This window comes from Pseudomonas citrullilanati (genome assembly GCF_030580855.1).
GTDB lineage: Bacteria > Pseudomonadota > Gammaproteobacteria > Pseudomonadales > Pseudomonadaceae > Aquipseudomonas > Aquipseudomonas citrulli.
Window position 1 is genome coordinate 38,247 of the sequence record NZ_JAUQOP010000017.1, and the last position, 18,394, is coordinate 56,640.

At 65.7% G+C, this 18,394-nt stretch carries 17 protein-coding genes; 13 read left to right on the top strand and 4 right to left on the bottom strand.

All coding sequences use genetic code 11. The annotated features are described in order from the left end of the window. Positions 1–51: 51 nt before the first annotated feature. Genes Q6A48_RS13385 through Q6A48_RS13440 form a run of 12 tightly spaced genes read left to right on the top strand, consistent with a single transcriptional unit; the run spans position 52 to position 9,947 of the window. Positions 52–600, top strand: a complete 549-nt coding sequence (locus tag Q6A48_RS13385; protein ID WP_304554580.1) for a cytochrome b — start codon at positions 52–54, stop codon at positions 598–600. Then, entirely contained in the window at positions 597–1,121 is a 525-nt protein-coding gene (locus Q6A48_RS13390; RefSeq protein ID WP_304554582.1) for a type II secretion system protein N, read from the top strand. The genes Q6A48_RS13385 and Q6A48_RS13390 overlap by 4 nt, the downstream gene beginning before the upstream one ends. Positions 1,122–1,129: 8 nt before the next feature. Further along, the gene (gene gspD, locus Q6A48_RS13395) at positions 1,130–3,031 is read left to right on the top strand and encodes a type II secretion system secretin GspD (RefSeq protein ID WP_304554584.1); all 1,902 of its coding nucleotides are present in this window, start codon (positions 1,130–1,132) and stop codon (positions 3,029–3,031) included. Next, the gene (gene gspE, locus Q6A48_RS13400) at positions 3,028–4,500 is read left to right on the top strand and encodes a type II secretion system ATPase GspE (RefSeq protein ID WP_304554585.1); all 1,473 of its coding nucleotides are present in this window, start codon (positions 3,028–3,030) and stop codon (positions 4,498–4,500) included. The genes gspD and gspE overlap by 4 nt, the downstream gene beginning before the upstream one ends. A 4-nt stretch (positions 4,501–4,504) precedes the next feature. Continuing rightward, a complete protein-coding gene (gspF, locus tag Q6A48_RS13405) occupies positions 4,505–5,713 on the top strand; it encodes a type II secretion system inner membrane protein GspF (protein ID WP_304554586.1) in 1,209 nt (402 codons plus the stop codon). 3 nt (positions 5,714–5,716) lie between these two features. Next, on the top strand, positions 5,717–6,172 hold the full coding sequence (gspG, locus tag Q6A48_RS13410) for a type II secretion system major pseudopilin GspG (RefSeq protein WP_304554587.1): 456 nt from the start codon (positions 5,717–5,719) through the stop codon (positions 6,170–6,172). Further along, positions 6,169–6,642 carry a type II secretion system minor pseudopilin GspH gene (gene gspH / locus Q6A48_RS13415; protein ID WP_304554588.1) on the top strand — a complete coding sequence of 158 codons (474 nt, stop codon included), beginning with the start codon at positions 6,169–6,171 and terminating at the stop codon, positions 6,640–6,642. Before gspG ends, gspH begins: the two co-directional genes overlap by 4 nt. Beyond that, positions 6,635–7,021: a type II secretion system minor pseudopilin GspI gene (gspI, locus tag Q6A48_RS13420; RefSeq protein ID WP_304554589.1), complete on the top strand. Its 387-nt coding sequence runs from the start codon at positions 6,635–6,637 to the stop codon at positions 7,019–7,021. Before gspH ends, gspI begins: the two co-directional genes overlap by 8 nt. Further along, complete coding sequence (locus Q6A48_RS13425) at positions 7,011–7,547, top strand: type II secretion system protein GspJ (protein WP_304554590.1); 537 nt, start codon at positions 7,011–7,013, stop codon at positions 7,545–7,547. Before gspI ends, Q6A48_RS13425 begins: the two co-directional genes overlap by 11 nt. Beyond that, positions 7,544–8,392 (top strand): type II secretion system protein GspK, encoded by an 849-nt coding sequence (locus Q6A48_RS13430; RefSeq protein ID WP_304554591.1) that lies wholly within the window; start codon positions 7,544–7,546, stop codon positions 8,390–8,392. The genes Q6A48_RS13425 and Q6A48_RS13430 overlap by 4 nt, the downstream gene beginning before the upstream one ends. Then, positions 8,389–9,495: a type II secretion system protein GspL gene (gene gspL / locus Q6A48_RS13435; protein ID WP_304554592.1), complete on the top strand. Its 1,107-nt coding sequence runs from the start codon at positions 8,389–8,391 to the stop codon at positions 9,493–9,495. Before Q6A48_RS13430 ends, gspL begins: the two co-directional genes overlap by 4 nt. Continuing rightward, entirely contained in the window at positions 9,492–9,947 is a 456-nt protein-coding gene (locus Q6A48_RS13440; protein ID WP_304554593.1) for a type II secretion system protein M, read from the top strand. Before gspL ends, Q6A48_RS13440 begins: the two co-directional genes overlap by 4 nt. A gap of 147 nt (positions 9,948–10,094) precedes the next feature. On the opposite strand, the gene Q6A48_RS13445 is transcribed toward Q6A48_RS13440, so the two are convergent. Then, positions 10,095–11,372 carry an MFS transporter gene (locus Q6A48_RS13445; protein ID WP_369811696.1) on the bottom strand — a complete coding sequence of 426 codons (1,278 nt, stop codon included), beginning with the start codon at positions 11,370–11,372 and terminating at the stop codon, positions 10,095–10,097. A 119-nt stretch (positions 11,373–11,491) separates the two neighbouring features. Between Q6A48_RS13445 and Q6A48_RS13450 the strand changes: the two genes are divergently transcribed. Next, positions 11,492–12,406: a LysR family transcriptional regulator gene (locus Q6A48_RS13450; RefSeq protein ID WP_304554594.1), complete on the top strand. Its 915-nt coding sequence runs from the start codon at positions 11,492–11,494 to the stop codon at positions 12,404–12,406. Positions 12,407–12,541: 135 nt separating this feature from the next. Here Q6A48_RS13450 and queC read toward each other — a convergent pair whose 3' ends face one another. The 3 genes from queC to Q6A48_RS13465 form a co-directional block, all read right to left on the bottom strand. Then, positions 12,542–13,312 carry a 7-cyano-7-deazaguanine synthase QueC gene (queC, locus tag Q6A48_RS13455; protein WP_304554595.1) on the bottom strand — a complete coding sequence of 257 codons (771 nt, stop codon included), beginning with the start codon at positions 13,310–13,312 and terminating at the stop codon, positions 12,542–12,544. 351 nt (positions 13,313–13,663) lie between these two features. Next, the gene (locus tag Q6A48_RS13460) at positions 13,664–17,662 is read right to left on the bottom strand and encodes a dermonecrotic toxin domain-containing protein (protein WP_304554596.1); all 3,999 of its coding nucleotides are present in this window, start codon (positions 17,660–17,662) and stop codon (positions 13,664–13,666) included. Positions 17,663–17,910: 248 nt separating this feature from the next. Then, entirely contained in the window at positions 17,911–18,357 is a 447-nt protein-coding gene (locus Q6A48_RS13465) for an excinuclease (protein WP_304554597.1), read from the bottom strand. Positions 18,358–18,394: the final 37 nt, after the last annotated feature.

Here is an 18,394-nt window from a genome sequence, read left to right on the forward strand (position 1 = left end):
CCCCAGGCGATCCGAACGGGCTGCCTGGGGCCTTCAAGCGAGAACGCGACGATGCATTGCACTCATTACTCCGGCCGGCGGGTTCTGCTGCACTGGCTGTCCGCCGTCGTCATTCTGTGGGCCTTGGTGTCGGGCTTCTATGTGGCCTATTACCCGGTGTCCGCCGCCACCGAACAGTGGGTCGGTTCGCTCAATGTGTCGCTGACCACGTTGTTCATCCCGTTGTTCGCCTGGCGTCTCTGGTTGTTTGTCGAGGCCCTGGAAGCCCGGCCGCCGGCGCCCTCGCCGATCCACCGGCTGGCCCTGGCCGTGCACGCTTCGATCTACCTGGTCATCGGCGTCGTGCTGGTGACGGGGGTGCTGATGATGAAAAGCGCCATCAGTGTCTTCGGGTTGCTCCAGCTCCCCCAGCCGCTGGACGATCCGGCCTGGATCGAGTGGGCGAACGCGGCCCATGTGCTGTCTTGCGGGGTGCTGTCGGTGCTCATCGCGCTGCATCTCTGCGCCGTGGCCTGGCATGAGTGTTCCGGGCGTCGGGTGGTGCGGCGCATGACATTCCCGCGACAGCCGGGCACACCTGTGCCACGGGGGCCGCGGTGAATCTCCCATCCTGGGCCGGCAGCCGCTGGCCGAGCGCTCTGCTGGTGCTGGTACCGCTGCTGTACGCAGGCTTGCTGGTGGAGCGGGAATGGCGTTTTCGCCAGGACCTGGGTCGGGCTGTGCCAGCGCTGGCGCCGCCGCCCGCTGCCGCCCGGGATTTGCCCAACGTGCAGGCGGTGGCGACCGTGCTCGGCCTCGCCCCTGAAGGTGCTCACGCACCCAGCACGGAACCGCTGACGTTGCAGGCCAGCTTCGTTGTCGACCAAGGCCTGTCGCGGGCGCTGCTGGCTGATGCGACGGGACCGCGTATCTACCAGGTGGGCGAACGCCTGCCCGGTGGCAGCGTGCTGCGTCGGGTCGAGCCCGGCCACGTGATGTTGTGGCGCAACGGCCGCGAAGAACGCCTGGCCCTGCAACCCACGGCCCAGCCCTTGCTGCGCCCGGTGAATGCCGGGCACGCGCGCCAGGCCAAACAGTTTTCCTCGCAATACCTACGCCCTGTAACCGGGCAGACAGAGTGATCGAATTCATGAACAGCTTTATCCGGGGCCCTTTCTCGCGCGTCCTGTTCTGCCTGCTGGCATTTGCCGGTTCGCTGCGGGCCGAGGAGACCCATTGGCAACTGGCGATGAACAATGCCGAGTTGCGCGACGTGGTCGAGGAAATCTCCACGATCCTGGGCAAGACCGTGGTGCTCGATCCCAGGGTGTCCGGGCGGATCACGGTGATGTCGCGCCAGGCCCTGGACCGCGAAGGCGTGCGCCGGTTGTTCTATTCGGTGCTCGATGCCCACAACTTCACGGTGATCGATGAAGGCGAGCGGATCCTGATCACCCCGGTCGCCGACGCCAAGACCCGCGCCGGCGTCAGCGATGCCAGCGGTGCGACGCCTTCACAATTCGTCACCCGGGTGCTCGACCTGCATTCGAGCATTGCCGCCGATGTCGCCGGGCTGGTTCGGCCGCTGGTCTCGGCCAATGGTTACGTCGGGCCTTCGGTTTCTTCCAACGCGCTGGTGGTCACCGACACGGCCGCCAACGTCCAGCGCATCGCCGGGGTCGTGCAGCAACTGGACTCGGGGCGCAATCGCAATCATGTGGTACTGCCCTTGCGCCATGCCCAGGCCGGGGACATCGCGCCGGTCATGGAGGCGGCCGCCGGCAAGCGCGAGGGCGACACCGGCGGCGTGGTGATCGCCGACGCCCGCAGCAATCGCCTGGTGATCATCGGTGCACCGGCGGTGCGCCAGCGCCTGGCGGACCTGGCCCGGACCCTCGACGTACCGGCCGCCGCCACCCAGGGCAACGCACGGGTCATCCGCCTGCGGCACAGCGACGCCAAGCAACTGGCCGAGGTCCTGGAAGCGGTGGGCCAGGACCGGAAAACCACCCCGGCCCTGGCCGGCCAGCGGGAAAGCAGCGCCCACGGTACGTTCATGATCAAGGCCGACGAAAGCCAGAACGCCCTGGTGTTGCTCGCCGAGCCGGCCCAGGTGCGAACGGTGGAAAACATTGTCCGCGAGCTCGATCAACCTCGCGCCCAGGTGCTTATCCACGCGGCCATCGTCGAGGTCACCGGCGACATCGCCGAAGCCCTGGGGGTGCAATGGGACCTCAAGCGCGGCAATGCCACGGGCTTCATCAATTTTCCCGGTACCGACGTCCCGATCTTCGGCGGGCTTGACCCCAACGTGCTGAAGAAGGTCCCGGAAGGCGCGGTCCTGCAGTTGGGCGGCGACCGTTTCAGCGCGCTGGTCTCGGCATTGGCGAGCAATACCCGCAGCAACCTGCTGTCCACCCCCAGCCTGCTGACCCTGGATAACCAGGAGGCGGAAATCATCGTCGGCCAGAACGTCCCGTTCAAGACCGGCTCCTACGCCACCAGCGGCAACGGCGCCGACAATCCGTTCACCACCGTGGAGCGCAAGGACGTCGGCATCAGTCTCAAGGTCAAGCCGTACATCAACGAAGGGTCCACCCTGCGCCTGGAGGTCCAGCAGGAGGTCTCGGACATCGCGCCGTCCGTCTCCGGCGTCGACTCCTCCGACCTGATCACCAACAAGCGGGCCTTGAAGAGCACGATCCTGGCCGCCGACGGCGAGATCATCGTGATCGGCGGCCTGATCCGCGACAGCGTCCGCACCCAGGAAAGCGGGGTGCCGCTGCTACGCAGCATTCCCTACCTGGGCGCGCTGTTTCGCTGGACCCGCGACACCCAGACCAAAAGCAACCTGATGGTGTTCCTGCGGCCCACCATCGTGCGCAACCACGAAGACCTGGCCGACGTCAGCCGGCAGCGCTACGACGCGTTGCGGGAACTGAGCAAGCCCGGTTCGCGCCAGAACAATTCGCTGTTGCTGCCCCGGGACGCTCGGCAGTTGTTCGAGGCGTCGGACGCGGACCTGGCGCCAGCGCCATCGGGTGACTTGTGAGTGACCCGCAGGCCGTCTTGCCGTTTGGCTTCGCCAGGCGTTTCGGCGTGCTGCTGGAAGGCGCGGGCCCGACCTTGAGCCTGGTGATGCGCAACGACGCGCCGCTGACCGCGATCGCCGAGGTGCGGCGCCTGTGCGGGCGGGAACTGCCGATCCAGGTGCTGGAACCGGCGCCCTTCGCGACGCGCCTGGCCGCTGTCTATCGCCAGGGCCAGAGTGCCGCCGAGCAGGTTGCCCAAGGCCTGGACGAGGAACTGGACCTGCTCAGCCTGGCCGACCAGGTGCCGCAGACCACCGACCTGCTGGAGCAGCAGGGCGATGCGCCGATCATCCGCTTGATCAACGCCCTGCTCAGCGAGGCGGTCCGTGAACACGCCTCGGACGTGCACCTGGAAACGTTCGAGCAATACCTGTCGGTGCGCATGCGCATCGACGGCCAGTTGCAGGAAATGCTGCGGCCGCGCCGGGAGTTGGCGAGCCTGTTGGTGTCGCGGATCAAGGTCATGGCCCGGCTGGACATCGCCGAGAAACGCGTGCCCCAGGACGGGCGAATCGCCTTGCGCCTGGCCGGGCACGAAGTCGATGTGCGGGTCTCGACCCTGCCGTCGGCCCACGGCGAGCGGGTGGTGTTGCGCCTGCTCGACAAGCAGGCCGGGCGCCTGGAATTGCAGCGCCTGGGCCTGCCCGACGACACCCTGGCGAGCCTGCGGCAATTGCTCGGCAAACCCCATGGCATCGTCCTGGTCACCGGCCCCACGGGCTCGGGAAAAACCACCAGCTTGTACGCCGCGCTGAGCAGCCTCAACGACCAGAGTCGCAACATCCTCACCGTCGAAGACCCGATCGAATATCACCTGCCGGGCATCGGCCAGATGCCGGTCAACCCGAAGGTCGACATGACCTTCGCCCGTGGCCTGCGGGCGATCCTGCGCCAGGACCCTGACGTGGTGATGATCGGTGAGATCCGCGATCGCGAGACCGCCGAAATTGCCGTCCAGGCGTCCCTGACCGGACACCTGGTGCTTTCGACGCTGCACACCAACACCGCCGTCGGCGCGGTCACGCGGCTGGTGGACATGGGCGTGGACGCCTACCTGCTGGCATCGTCCCTGGCCGGTATCGTCGCCCAGCGCTTGCTGCGCAGGTTGTGCCCGGCCTGCAAGGTGCCTTATGTCGCCGACGCCGCCACTTGCCAGCGGCTGGGCCTGGACGCCGTTGCCGCGCCCGAGCTGTTCAAGGCCCAGGGATGCGAACAATGCCAGAAAGGTTATCGCGGGCGTTTCGGCATTTATGAACTGGTGCCCGTGGGCAACTCGCTGTCGCAACTGATCCACCAGGGGGCCACCGAGCAAGCGCTGGCCCGCGAGGCGCGCAAGCGCTCGCGCAGCTTGTTCCAGGATGGTTGCCAACGGGTCCTGGAAGGCTTGACCAGTGTCGATGAACTGCTGCGCGTCACTCAGGAGGATTAGCCCGATGCCGACCTTCGACTATCGGGCCGAAGATGCCCGGGGCCGGCGCTGCAAGGGCCGGGTGGAAGCCGACAGCGCACGCCAGGCCCGCCAGTTGCTGCGCGAGCGCGGCCTGTTGCCTTGGGAACTGCACGAGGGCGCGGAACAGCGAACCTTGCGCAGCGGCCCGGCGGGGGCGCGCTTGAGCCCGGCCGAGCTGGCCTTGCTGACGTTGCAGTTATCCACCTTGATCCAGGCCGGCCTGCCCCTTGAAGAGTCCCTGGCGGCCGTGGCGCAGCAGAACCAGAAACGCCGCGTCGTCCAGCTGTTGTCGGCGGTGCGCGGCCGGGTGATGGAAGGGCATGCGCTGGCGACCGCCCTGCGCGCGTTTCCCCGGGCGTTTCCCGACCTGTTCTGCGCCACGGTGGCGGCGGGCGAACAATCCGGCCACCTGGGCCAGGTGCTGGAGCAACTGGCGAGCTATACCCAGGCGCGCCAGGCATCGCGCCAGCGTATTCAATTGGCGTTGGTGTACCCGTTGATCCTGCTGCTGGCCTGTGTCGCGATCGTCGCGTTCCTGTTGGGCTACGTGGTGCCGGACGTGGTGAAGATCTTCATCGACAGCGGCCAGCCGTTGCCCTGGCTGACCCAGGCGCTGATCGCCGTGAGCGATGGCTTGCGTCGCCACGGTCAGGGGTTGCTCGTGGCGCTGGCCGGGCTGCTCGTGCTGTGGCGCTGGAGCATGCGCCAACCGGCGTGGCGCCTGCGCTGGCATCGCCTGTTATTGCGCCTGCCGCTGTTGGGCGAAGTATGGCGGGCGATGGAAGCGGCCCGCTTCGCCAGCACCCTGGCGATCCTCAGCAAAAGCGCGGTGCCCCTGGTGGAAGCCCTGCACATCGCCGCGCAAGTGATCGGCAACCTGACGATTCGCGCACGCATGGCCGATGTCGCCCGTTCGGTCCGCGAGGGCGGGACGCTGACCCGTGGCCTGGAGCGCGGCGGCGACATCCCGCCGCTGATGCTGCACATGATCGCCAGCGGCGAACGGGCCGGCGAGCTCGACGCCATGCTGGCCCGCGCCGCCGAGCAACAGGAAGCCAGCCTCGCGGCGCGCATCGCCCTGGTGGTGAGCCTTTTCGAACCGGCCATGTTGGTGCTGATGGGCGGCGTCGTGCTGCTGATCGTCATGGCCATCCTCCTGCCTATCTTGAGCCTCAACCAATTGGTGAATTGACCCATGCATCCTCGACACAACCGACCTGTACGCCTTCAACGCGGCTTCACCCTGATCGAAATCATGGTGGTGGTGGTCATCATCGGCATCCTCGGCGCCATCGTGGTGCCGCAGTTCATGAGCCGGCCCGATCAGGCCAAGGCCACGGCCGCCCGCACCGACATCCAGGCGATCGCCACGGCCCTGGAAATGTATCGGCTCGACAACTTCCAGTACCCCTCGACGCAGCAGGGCCTCGAAGCGCTGACCAAACGTCCGGGGGGCACGCCCGCGCCGCGCAATTGGAACCCCCAGGGGTATCTCAAGAGCCTGCCGATCGATCCGTGGGGCACGCCCTACCAGTACCTCCACCCGGGGCTCAGGTCGCTCGACGGCAGTTATGACCTGTACTCGCTGGGCGCCGATGGGGCGCCGGGTGGCGATGGGCTGGCAGCCGACATCGGCAATTGGGCCGAATGAACCGGGGCGCCCGTTGCCGGGGCTTCACCTTGCTGGAACTGATGGTGGTCATTGTCCTGATGGGCATCGCGGCCGGCATGGTCAGCCTCGCCGTGGGCCCGAACCCGGCCCGGGAAGCCCGGCAGCAGGCCGGGCAATTCATCCGCATGGTGCAACAGTTGCGCGAGCGGGCGGTGCTGGAAAACGAGGAATACGGGCTGCGCATACGCGTGCACGGGTACCAGGCGCTGCGGCTCGATGCCCAGGGCTGGACCCCGGTGGCGACGTTGCAGCGCCTGCCGGACACCCTGACCCTGGGGCTTGAGCAGGACGGCCACGCCGTGGCCCTCGACGACGCGCCCGGCGCGCCGCAGTTGCTGATGCTCAGCAGCGATGAGATCAGCCCGTTCCGGTTGTTTGTCCAGGCCGCCGGCCAGCGCTTGTCCCAGGTCTCCAGCGATGGCCTGGCGGAGCCGACGACCGATGAGTGATGCGCGCAGGTTGGCCGCCGACAGCCGTGGCTTCACCTTGCTGGAGGTCATGATCGCCCTGGCGATTTTTGCGACGGTGGCGGCGGCGGTGCTTTCGGCCAGCCAGTTTGTGCTCAAGCAGGGCGCCGGGCTGGAGGAGCGCCTGTTCGGCGCGTGGCTGGCGGACAATCAGTTGAGCGAGCTGCGCCTGCAACCTGCCCCGGTGCCCGGGCAGCAACGCCTGGACCTGCGCCTGGACCGCCGCGACTGGACGCTGCAGCAGCGCATTGTTCCGGCCCATGACCCGCGCCTGCTCCAGGTCGAGATCCAGGTCAGCCGTGCCGGCGACGCGTCGCTTGTGCACCGCACCCTGGGATGGATCCGCCAGCGTGACGAATAGACAGTCGGGCTTCACCTTGTTGGAGCTGGTCATCGCCATCGCCATTTTCGCCTTGCTCGGCCTGGCCAGTTGGCGGTTGTTCGACGGCGTCTTGCGCGTCCAGCAGGGCAGCGCCCGGCACGAGCAGGAGATCCGTACCTTGCAACGTGCGGTGGGGGTGATCGAGCGCGATGCCTGGCAAGCCGTCCTCGGTTCGGTCGTGCTCGCGCCGACCGGCCTCCAGTTGCAGCGCAGCCATTGGCGCAACCCCCAGGACCAACCGCGCAGCGAGCGCCAGGCGGTGACTTATCGACTCGAAGGCTCGGTGCTCTGGCGCGACAGCCGCGCCGAGGGAAGCACCGTCGTGCAGCAGCAGAAATTGCTCGATGACGTGCGCGCCCTGAGCTGGCGAGTGTTCGATGCGCAGCGCGGCTGGCACGGCGAAACCGTCCGCGACGGTGCGCCGCTGGCGCTGGAACTGGTGGTGTCCGCCGGGCGTTTCGAACAGATCCGCCGCGTGCTGCTGTTGCCGGGGGCGTGGCCATGAGTCGACAACGGGGCGTGGCGCTGATCAGTGTGTTGCTGGTGCTGAGCCTGGCGTTGCTGGTGATTGGCGGCATGTTGCACAGCCATCGGCTGTTGTTGCACAGCAGCGCGCAGCCGTTGCAGCAGGTCCAGCTGCGTCAATTGGGGTTGGCCGGCGAGGCCTGGGCGCAAGCGCGGCTGGAAGAGAGCCTGGCCGCGCCCTCCGGACCGGTGGACCTGAGCCAGGACTGGGCCCGGCGCGAACCGCCCTGGGTGCTGGAAGACGCCGAGGTCCATGTGGCGATCGAAGACCTGTCCGCGCGGCTGAACCTCACCCCCTTGCTGGCCCAGGGGCAGGTCGATCAGGTCACCCTCGGTCGATGGGCCCGTCTGCTTGCCTTGCTGGAGTTACCGGCGATGTCGTTGCCCCAGGTCGGCGTGGTGCATGAGTTAAGCCAGCTGCGCCTGTTGCCCGGCATCGATGGCCCTACGTTGCGGCGCCTGGAGCCCTGGGTGGCGCTGCTGCCCAAGGACGCCCGGCTGAATGTCAACACCGCGCCGCCACTGCTGTTGATGACCCTGGAGGGCATGGAGGCTGAGCCAGCAAGGGCGGTGGCCGAGCAGCGTCGGCAAGCCCCCTACGCCAGTGTGCAGGCGTTTACCGATGATCCGCTGTTGTCCGGCTTGGGCCTCAGCAGCCATGGTCTGGGCGTGACCAGTCGCTGGTTCCGTATCACCGTGAGCGTGACGCGTGCCGGCCACCGTCTGCGCCTGGCCTCCGACCTCGAACGAGACGCCGCTAGCGGACGCTGGACTGTACGCCAGCGTCGTTTCCTACCCTTCAGCCCTGATGAGCTTGCTCGATGAAAAACTGGCTTTACCTGACAGCCGAAGGCCTGGATGCGCCCTCTGCCCACTGGCCCTGCTGCGTCTGGTCGCCCGGAGGCGAGCGACGTGGCTTGCCCCTGCACGAGGCGGCGCGCGAACTGGCCGGGCGTGCGGTCGTGGTGCTGTTGCCGATGGAAATGTGCAGTTGGGTGCGCAGCGATCCATGGCCGTCCCGGCGCCAGCCACGCCCTCAGGCGCTGGCATTCGCCATCGAAGAACAACTGAGTGAAAACCTGGAGACGCTGCACATCGCCGTCGGCCCACGGGACCGCCAGCACCGTTACCCACTGCTGGTGACGCAACGCAGCCGGCTCCGGGCGCTGCTGACCCTGCTCGACGAACAGGGCGTCGACGTGCGTGCGGTGCATGTCGATGCCGATTTGCTGGCCGGTGACCAAGCGTTTGGCGTGCGCTGGTTTGGCCGCTGGTTGCTGGGCGGCGCGCTGGCGGCGCGGGTGGCGTTGTCGGGCGCGGCTCTGGCGGCGCTCAAGCCGGGCCTCGGCGAGGACATTCACTGGCTGGACGAGGCCCGCGACCGTCCGGGCATCGATGAGTGGTTGCTGAACACGGGCGGGCATCCCATCGACCTGTTGCAAGGTGACTTCCGGCGCCGCCGGCCGCGTCTGCCGTGGCGCGGCGCGGCGGCCATGGTGCTGGGCGTCCTGGTGTTGAGCTGGGCCTTCAGTGAAGCCCGCGTGGCTTTCCTGGAAAGCGAGACACGGCGGCTGTACAGCCAGAGCGAGCAGCGTTTCAGGGCGCTGTACCCCGAGCAAAGCCGCATCGTCGACCTGGCGGCGCAATTCCAGGCCCTGCAGAGTCGCGGCGGCGAGCGCCAGGACACCCAGGTCGGGCGCCTGGCCCAACTGGTGGAGCGGGTCATCGGCGCCAGTCATGTCGACGTACAGCGCATCGATTTTCGCGAAGGCGATGGCTGGAAGATCCAACTGACAGCCAACAGCTTCGTCGAGCTGGAACAACTGCGCGAACGCGGCCAGCAGAATGGTCTGCCCCTGGTCCTGGGTAGCGCGAGCAAACAAGGCAATCGCGTGCAAGCCGTCCTGACGCTGGAGAACGGTCGATGAAGATCAATGGAGCACGACGGTTGAAACAGGCCTGGGCCGGCATATCGCGCCGGGAGCAGGCGCTGTTGCTGGGGCTTGCCGGGCTGTTGCTGGTGGTCGTGGGTTATGGCGCGATCTGGCGCCCCACCGGGCAACGACTGGAGGTCGCCGAGCGGCAGTATCGCCAGCAGGCCGAACTGAACGTGCGCATCCAGCGTGCCGAACCGGCCCGGGACACTCCCACGGTGACGCGGCCGTTGTCGGTGCGGCTCAATGACAGCGCCACGGCTGCGGGGCTGGATATTGCCGAGATGGACGTCGATGGCGATGCGGTGCGACTCACCGTCACCGGCGACGCCAACCCGTTGCTTCTCTGGCTGGACCGCCACGAGCGCGATGGCGCGGCATTGCAGGCGCTGACCCTGGAGGTGCGGGACGGTGTGTTGGAGGCACGGGTGGTGTTGGCACAATGATCGGTTGAAAAAATAGCCTGTGGCGAGGGGATTCATCCCAGCCAGGCTGCGAAGCCGCCTCAGGCGCTATGGCGCAACGCAGGCCAATCGCGACGGGAATAAATCCCCTTACCACCAAGGCCTGGCCTGAACTGGGGCCGCGCCCGCCTAAGCCGGCAGGTTACCTGGCAACACCGGCAACTTCGCCAGCTTCACCGCCACCGTCAACGCCACCAGCAGCAACGCGCCGATGAACAGGCCGACACCGTTCCAGCCGCCCAGGTGCCAGGCCACGCCGCCCGCAGTGCCCGCCACGCTCGATCCGGCGTAATAGCTGAACAGGTAGAGCGAGGATGCCTGGCCCTTGGCGGTCAGGGCGCGGCGGCCGATCCAGCTGCTGGCGACCGAATGGGCACCGAAGAAACCGAAGGTGAACACCAGCATGCCCGGGATCACCAGCACCAGCGGCGTGGCCATGGTCAGTGCGAGGCCGGCCAGCATCAGGGCGATGGTGGCCCAGAGCATCTTGCGCCGGCCGAGCTTGTCCGCCAGCGCGCCGACTTTCGCCGAGCTGTAGATGCCCGACAGGTACACCACCGACAGCAACCCGACGAACGCCTGATCCATGTGGTAAGGCTCGGCCAGCAGGCGGTAGCCGATGTAGTTGAACAGGGTCACGAAGGCGCCCATCAGGACGAAGGCTTCAAGGAACAACAACGGCAAACCGGCGTCCCGGAAGTGCTGGGTGAAGCCGTCCAGCAGGCTGCGCGGGTGCAGCGAGCGGGGCCGGAAATTGCGCGACTCCGGCAGGATCCGCCAGAACACCGCCGCCGCGACCAGGGCCAGGCCGCCGATCACCAGCATCGCGGTGTGCCAGCTGACGAAGTCGATCAGTACGCCGGTGATCAGGCGCCCGCACATGCCGCCGATCGCGTTGCCGGCGATGTACAGCCCCATCGCCAGGCCGATGTGCTTGGGGTGGATTTCTTCGCTGAGGTAAGTCATCGCCACTGCCGCCAACCCGCTCAACGACAACCCCACCAGGGCGCGCAGCAATAGCACGCCGTGCCAGGTCGGCATCATGGCGCTGGCCAGCGTGCACAACGCCGCGGCGAACAGGGCGGCGACCATCACCGGCTTGCGGCCGATGCGGTCGGAAATCGGCCCGGTGATCAGCAGGCCGATGGCGAGCAGGCCGGTCGCCACCGAGAGGATCAGGCTGCTTTGCGCCGCGTTGACGGAAAACTCCCTGGACAGCAGCGGCATCATCGGTTGCACGCAGTACAACAGGGCGAACGTCGCGAAGCCGCCGCAGAACAGCGCCAGCACCGTGCGCATGAACATCGGCGTGCCTTTCTCGATGTAGATGTCCTTCAGTTCGGTGGCGACGTCATCCTGTACGCGGGGGGGTATTTCATGGGCCAGTGGCGCGACAGCAGTTTTCACGGTGGACCTCGCGGGAGCACGATCAGGCAGGCAGTAAAAAAAGCATATAGCCGGCTAATGTTTCTATCCAATATATTGTTCGACCTGTTTAAGACGTTTCGCGACTTGTTGGGTGGACCATGGAATTGCGTCATCTGCGTTACTTCATCGCCGTCGCCGAAGAACTGCATTTTGGCCGCGCCGCCTTGGCCCTGGGCATTTCCCAGCCACCCTTGAGCCAGCAGATCCAGGCGCTGGAACAGGAAGTCGGCGCGCGTTTGTTCGAGCGCACCAATCGTCGGGTCGAACTGAGCGAAGCCGGGCGGCTGTTCCTCGACGAGGCGCGGCGGGTGTTGGTGCAGGTCGACAAGGCCGCCGACGTGGCCCGTCGTGCGCAACTGGGCGAGTTGGGCGAACTGAAGATCGGTTTCACCTCTTCGGCACCGTTCAACTCGACGATCCCCCAGGCGCTCTTCACCTTTCGCCAGCGCTTCCCCGCCGTGCACCTGAACCTGCGGGAAATGAGCAGCACCCAGGTGGCCGACGGGTTGATGGAAGGGGATATCGAGGTGGGCATCATGCGGCCGTTGCCACTGCCCGAGTCCCTGAGCGAGATCGAACTCAGCCGCGAACCACTGGTGGCCGTGCTCAGCTCCAAGCACCCGCTGGCCCAGGGCAGCGATGCCGGCCTGTTCCTGTCGGCGCTGGCCCAGGAGCCGTTCGTGTTCTTTCCCCGCAGTTACGGCAGCGGTCTCTACGCGCAATTGCTGAGCCTGGCACGGGACGCCGGTTTCAGCCCGCACTTCGCCCAGGAAGCCGGCGAAGCCATGACCATCATCGGCCTGGTGGCTGCGGGCCTGGGCGTCTCGGTATTGCCCGCGTCCTACCAGCGCATGCGCATCGACGGCGTCGTCTACCGGCCGTTGCTCGATCCGGCGGCGGTGTCGGCGGTGTGGCTGGTGCAGCGCAAGGACCAGCGCTCGCCGATGGCGCGGGCGTTCGTGGCGTTATTGTGTGGCGATGCGCAAGACAGCCCCGCCCGCGACAGCCGATAAGCCGCGCGATCCTCCGTGGCGAGGGCGCGTGCTCCCGTTGGGTTGTGCGGCAAACTCGAATGGGCCGCTGCGCGCCCCAGCGGGAGCAAGCTCCCTCGCCACGAATTCCGAGTGGCGCTGGGCTTTCGCCCTCCTTCATTTGCGGGGCAGCATTTTCAAGTCTTGATCATTCGAGCTACAGCCTTGAGCAGTGTCGGCCGTGGGTAACCCCAGCTTGCGTTTCAAACTGTCCAGCACCTTTTCTCCATTCTTCAGGAACGCTTCGAGCCCATTGGCGCGAAGGTGACAGGCGTCGCAATTGCCGCACCCGTGTCCCTTGATCCCGTTATAGCAGGTCAAGGTTTCTTGATGGATCAGTTCCAATTGATTGTGATAGTAGGCCAGGGCCCAGGTTTCCGCCTTGGTCAACCACATCAGGGGCGTCTCGATGCGCAGCTTATAGTCCATGCCAAGCTCGATGGCACCGTTCAAGGCCTTGATGAACCCGTCACGGCAGTCCGGATAGCCGGAAAAGTCTGTTTCGCAAACACCGGTAATGACGGCCTGGGCGCCTACTTGATAGGCGTAAATAGACGCCAGCGTCAAAAACAGGATATTTCGGCCGGGGACAAAGGTGGAAGGTAGGCCGTTAGCGGCGCTGTTCGCAGGCGGGACAGCGATCGCGTCGCGGGTCAGACTGCTGATGGCCAACTCATTGAGCAGCGACGTATCCAGGACTTTGTGCGCGGTGACGCCGAGTTTCTCGCAAAGCTGCCGCGCCACTTCGATTTCCGCACGATGGCGTTGGCCGTAGTCGAACGTAATGCAATGGATTTCTTCATATCGCGGTAACGCGTGGATCAGGCAGGTGGTGGAGTCTTGGCCGCCGCTGAAGACGATGACTGCTTTTTGGGTGGGTTCATTCATTGGCTTGTCCCAGTAGCGTTGAGGGAGTGACCCTAGTGTCCTGTCTCGCAAATAAGCTGTTCACTTTTGGCGGCGTCCTGAGTGCCCGACCGGCATTGCCACTCCTCGCCATAGCCCTGCCATGACTCGTCGCGGCGCCTTGGCCGAACACCCAAGCCACTCGCCAGAAGAGAACGTATTTCCGAGATAGGACACTAGCCCTAAGGCTCAACGTTTTCCTGTGGGAATTTTCTGAAAATGCCAGCTCGCCTTCGATATGAGCTTTCACCCGTGCAAAGAGCCCTGGTCAGTCGGGCTCTTTGCAGAGAGGCTTTTGGGGATGTGAGTATTGAAGTCGCCCCGCCATGCGGGTCAGCCCTCCCAAACCGTCGCAGGGCCGTTGACGTGGTAATCATAGAAGCCCTGGAGGGTCCAGGTATCGCCCTTGCGTTCGAACGCGGCGCGCCAGGCGCCTTTGCCACCGCCCGGGGACAACTGGGCCATGGTGTACCAGTAATAGCGGTTGATCTTCTTGGTGGTGATCCTTCCTGCGCGAATATCTTCGGTGATCACCTTGATTCGGGTTTTCGCCGCCTCCGTGAAGGTGGCGTAGGCCATCTGGGCCTCGGCCAAGGGGCTGGGGGTGACGGTGAACTTGGCGGGTGCAGGCGTCGGGGTGGGCGAGGCCGGGGGTGTGACGGCCGGTGGTGGACCGTCCACTTTGTGGCTTCGGGCCTGGGTCACCAGCTCGATGTCGAACGGTTCGTAGTTGGCGAGCGTGCGGCTGAAGTGGCTGATGTCTTCCCCGGTGAGCAACATGACGTTGGGGTGTGACTGGCCTTTGTTGGCGATGATATAGGGCACTCGATTGTTCCTGATTTCCGTCAGCAACCCGGGCTTGTGCCTGCGCTGCTTCTCTTCCCGCAGGGCAGCGATGAACGCGTTGTGGTATTGCTCCGAGGCCTTGTGGTTTTTCCGGGCGGCCTGGGCGGCAGGGTCATTTCCCGGGAACAGGGCGTGCGTGCGCGCATCCATCTCGGCCTCCACGGTGTTCAACATGTCCCGGGTGTCCTTGGCTATTTTGTCCATGGCCATTTTCTTCCTCCCTCCCTGGGAGGTGAATGCCATGAAGACAGCGCCGGTAATGTTGTCTGTGATGACCGTGGTGTTGACCCGGATCCGGTCTTCGGTGAAGAAAATATTCTTATGGGAGAGGATCGTGTCGTAGATCTTTATTTTCTGGCTTTCGCCGAGGTTGATGTTGGAGACGTTTTGCTCGATGTTCTCGCTGCTGAGGACGACGATGCTCCAGGTGTTCATCTTGTCCAACAGGTGTTCGTAGGCGGTCTGGCGTCTGGCCGGGTCACCCTGGCCCCGGGTCAACTCGCTGACTTTGGTGCGATAAGCGTCGAGGTCGGCGGCACCGATATCCGCCATGCTCTCGCGAAGAATGCGTTCGGCCAGCGCTTCGGGCATGGACTCGAAAATGGCCCTGGCGGTGTCGACGGCTTCGCGGATGGGGTAGCGGTTCATGATCAGCACGCCTTCCACCAACGCGTCGCAGGTGCGTTGGTGAGGTGTTTGCGGTGCGCGGCTCAACAGGCTCTGGAGCGGCCCGCCGCCTCGCAGGCGCAGGGGTTCCATCACGCGCCAGCGGTCATTTTCCCAAACCACCGTGCGCTGGTTCGTGCGGTTGTCCGGCGCATAAATGATTCGTTCACCGGCCTGGATCGCCGATTTGTAATAGCCATCTCCCAGTTGCAAATAGCCCTGGCCGTCGGCGCCCCTGTAGCGGTGGCGTCCCTCGGCGATCAACCCGTGTCCGTCGAAGCCGTCGAGGCGATAGGGCTCCAGCTCAGGATCCGGCATGCGGGGCAGGGACGACAGGGTCGGGCGTGCCTGCCGTCGGCGTCCCGCGCGGGCCATGATCAGGTCCTGCCCGGCTTCGGCGACCACCTCTCCCAGCCCGCTTATGAAATCAGCGGTCCACTGGCTGACGCTGCCGCCCTGATCATCGATGGCCGACACCGCCGCACCCCCCGCCATGGTCGGCAGGATCGCCCGACCCAACAGGCCACCGAGCCGGCCCACCGGGAACATCGACATGGCGCCCGTCAGCAGCATGACGGCGTTGCGGCGTCCCTCCCGGGCGGACGCACTGTCGCGCTCGGCATTGGTCACCGTCAGCATCTGCGCGGTCTTGATCGCGTGGGCGATCTGCGTTTCGTGGAGCACCTTGAACAAGTCGGTTTCCACCGCAGACGCTGCGATTTTCCGGGCGAAGTCATTCTGTGCGCGGTCTTTCGTCCAGGCGAAGACGGAGCGCGTGACGCGCTTGATCTTCTGCTCCAGGGTCAGGTTTTCCGACAACGGCATCAGGCTGGCAAGCTGTTCGGCCTGTTCCAGCAACGGCAGCTGGGAAATCAGCCAGCGGGTCATTTGCGCCGTGGCGGTCAGCGCCTGCGCCACGGTTGCTTCCAACGTCCGGCTGCTCGCCGCATCCACATCGCGAAACACCTTGCCGTCGGGAGCTCCCGGTGTGTAGAGCGTCAGCGAGGGACGGCTTGCCAACGCCTTGACCCCAAACGCCAGGACTTCCTTCAACACACTGTCGCCCCAGTGCAACTGACGCACCACCACCTCATGCCCGCCGACCTTGGCCCGGCCTGTCGCCCCAGGGCTGTCCAGCGCCGCCAGCACCAGCTTCAGCCCGGTATTGTCACGGTCGTGGCGCAGGTCGCCGGAAATATGCGCCGCCCACACCTGCGCCCGCATCTGCTGCGCCTTGAGGGCCATCCATGGTGACTGGGTCCGCCAGGCCGCCACCTGCAGCTCGGTCGGCAGGCGGGCGCCGACATCGGCGCGCTCGATGACTTCGACAATCTGGGCAAAACTCAAGGGCCCGTCCACAGTGGTGGAGGGGGCATTGCGTTCCTCCAGCGTCAGGTTGGACATCGCCCATTGCGTCAGTGAGCGACGGTCATCGATGACCCCCCTGACACTGCCTTGCGAGACCCCCGAACCAAACGGCGAGCCGCCGGTGGGCGCGTGGGGATCGATCACTTCTTTCCTGATGCCCAGCCACACCTGGTCAGGGTCGACTGGTGGGTATTTCTCGCGGATGGCCCCCGCCAGCAGGGTGCGGGTGCGGGCATAAAGGGCGTCCGGGGTGGCCAGTGACACCGGGTCTGGCACCGGTGCCGTTTCCACCAGGCTGGCCTGCAAGGCCTGGGTCGCCTGCCACCACGCCAGGCGGTCGCTGCCGGTGACATCGGGGTTGGCGTGCAGCCAGTCGGCGAGCTTGTTCAGGCCCAGCCGCAGTTCGCGCTCGTCCATGGCCGCGGCCAGGTCCAGCCGATTGCCCAGCTGCGCGGCGGCGTCCAGCCTGCCCAGCCAGGTGTCGATCTCTTCCGCTTCTGCCGGGCCGCTCAAGAAGATGCTGGCGACGGCGTTCCTTTGTTCCACTAGCAGTTCGCTGACCAGGCGGGCAAGGAAATCCCCGGCAATCGGGGCTGTCTCGATCTCGTCCCCAGGCTCGCCGTCTTCCTTCAGGCTGGCCTTGAGCGCCGCCAGGTCCTGGTGGATGTGCAACGGTTCGCCGGGGCGATACAGCAACGCACCCCCCGACTCGTCGACATTGTCATGTTGGGTCAGCACCACCGCCATGGGGACCGGCACGCTGACCGCCCAGCCTGCCGGGGTCGTGCTCAGGCTATGGACGCCAGGCCGCTGATGGGCCGGCATCCGTCCACGGGCCGCGGCGTCCGGTGCCGACAAGGCACGCTCCGTCAACGCCTTGTGCATCGATGTGCCCAGCGTCCCGTCGAGCTTGTGGAGGTCCGCCTGGGCCTTGAGTTGCAGGGCCAACTCACCGGGCAGCCAGGCACCGACGCCCAGGCCCTGGCTGAAGTCGGCGGGCCCGGTACAGAAGTCATCCAGCGCCTGGCTCAGCAGTTGCTTGCACGACACCAGCGGCAGGCTGATCAAGCGCTCCAGGTCATCCAGGGCTTTGGGGGTGGGGCGGGTGTGATATTGATCGATGACCAGATCGATGCTGCCGGATTCGTCGAAGAACGCGCGGGCATTCAACCGGCCGGCGATTGCCTGGTTGAACAGCGTATCGAGGCGAACCCGGGTCTCGATCCCGTCCTGTTGCCTGCGGACCACTATGTCCTGGGCGGTGAGGCGCTCGGACAGGGCGGGCAGGGCGCTATGCAGCCCGTCATCCAGATACCGGGCCAGCACCTTCGAGGCGCGTGGAACGGCTTCGTTCAGGCGGATCATCCGCTGCTGCGAGGCCTTCAACAGGCTGGTCAGCGCGGCGCTTGGGTCTGCCGGGCCATCGGCCGGCGAGGTAGTGTTATCCAGCATGTGTTCTTCCTGGGAAAGTGTACGGAAGAACAACCTATTCAAGCGAGGTGGAACGCGGGCGGTAGATAGGTACCGCACGCGGCGGCATCGGGCCGGGTAGCGGGGCATCCCTGCGCAGCGGATCCCCTGCGTGGGAGCGAGCCTGCTCGCGAAGGCGATGGCACAGGCGATAGCGACCTACCTGATACACCGCTTTGGCGAGGAGGCTCGCTCCATGATGATTCAGCGAATCGAAAACCAGGCCTGACTCACTGCACCTTCGCCAAATCCCCCTTCAACGCCACGCCCGCCATGATCGCGCCGGCATGGCATTCATAGGTCGCAGGATCCTTGCGCTCATTGCTCTTGTAGAAGCTGACGATGTTGGTCACCGCATTGGCGCCGGCGTTCCTGGCCGCCTGGTGCAGGCTGATCAGGGCCGATTGCAGGACCCATTCGCAGGCCGCTTCGTCGGACTTGTTGAAGGCGTTGGTCTTCTTGTTGGTCACCGCACCAGGGCTGACCACGGTGACCTTGCCGGCCGGCTGGTTGCCCGCCAGGTAGAACTTCACGCTGCCGTCGATCTTGCCGGTGCGGATGGCGTCGGCGACGACCTTGTCGAACGGCAGGAACAGCGCGGTATCACGGGCCTGGCTGATGGCCGGCAGGGTGCCGAGCAACAGGGCGGCGGTCACGGCGATTTTCTTCAACGACATCATGGTCTCCTTGACGGGGGGAACGGGTATTTGAATC

What these genes read in the sequence shown, in the direction of transcription:
- Q6A48_RS13385 (WP_304554580.1), top strand. Translation starts at nt 52, where the DNA reads ATGCATTGCACTCATTACTCCGGCCGGCGGGTTCTGCTGCACTGGCTG.
- gspD (WP_304554584.1), top strand. Translation starts at nt 1,130, where the DNA reads ATGAACAGCTTTATCCGGGGCCCTTTCTCGCGCGTCCTGTTCTGCCTG.
- gspF (WP_304554586.1), top strand. Translation starts at nt 4,505, where the DNA reads ATGCCGACCTTCGACTATCGGGCCGAAGATGCCCGGGGCCGGCGCTGC.
- gspG (WP_304554587.1), top strand. Translation starts at nt 5,717, where the DNA reads ATGCATCCTCGACACAACCGACCTGTACGCCTTCAACGCGGCTTCACC.
- gspH (WP_304554588.1), top strand. Translation starts at nt 6,169, where the DNA reads ATGAACCGGGGCGCCCGTTGCCGGGGCTTCACCTTGCTGGAACTGATG.
- gspI (WP_304554589.1), top strand. Translation starts at nt 6,635, where the DNA reads ATGAGTGATGCGCGCAGGTTGGCCGCCGACAGCCGTGGCTTCACCTTG.
- Q6A48_RS13430 (WP_304554591.1), top strand. Translation starts at nt 7,544, where the DNA reads ATGAGTCGACAACGGGGCGTGGCGCTGATCAGTGTGTTGCTGGTGCTG.
- gspL (WP_304554592.1), top strand. Translation starts at nt 8,389, where the DNA reads ATGAAAAACTGGCTTTACCTGACAGCCGAAGGCCTGGATGCGCCCTCT.
- Q6A48_RS13440 (WP_304554593.1), top strand. Translation starts at nt 9,492, where the DNA reads ATGAAGATCAATGGAGCACGACGGTTGAAACAGGCCTGGGCCGGCATA.
- Q6A48_RS13450 (WP_304554594.1), top strand. Translation starts at nt 11,492, where the DNA reads ATGGAATTGCGTCATCTGCGTTACTTCATCGCCGTCGCCGAAGAACTG.
- queC (WP_304554595.1), bottom strand. Translation starts at nt 13,312, where the DNA reads ATGAATGAACCCACCCAAAAAGCAGTCATCGTCTTCAGCGGCGGCCAA.
- Q6A48_RS13460 (WP_304554596.1), bottom strand. Translation starts at nt 17,662, where the DNA reads ATGCTGGATAACACTACCTCGCCGGCCGATGGCCCGGCAGACCCAAGC.
- Q6A48_RS13465 (WP_304554597.1), bottom strand. Translation starts at nt 18,357, where the DNA reads ATGTCGTTGAAGAAAATCGCCGTGACCGCCGCCCTGTTGCTCGGCACC.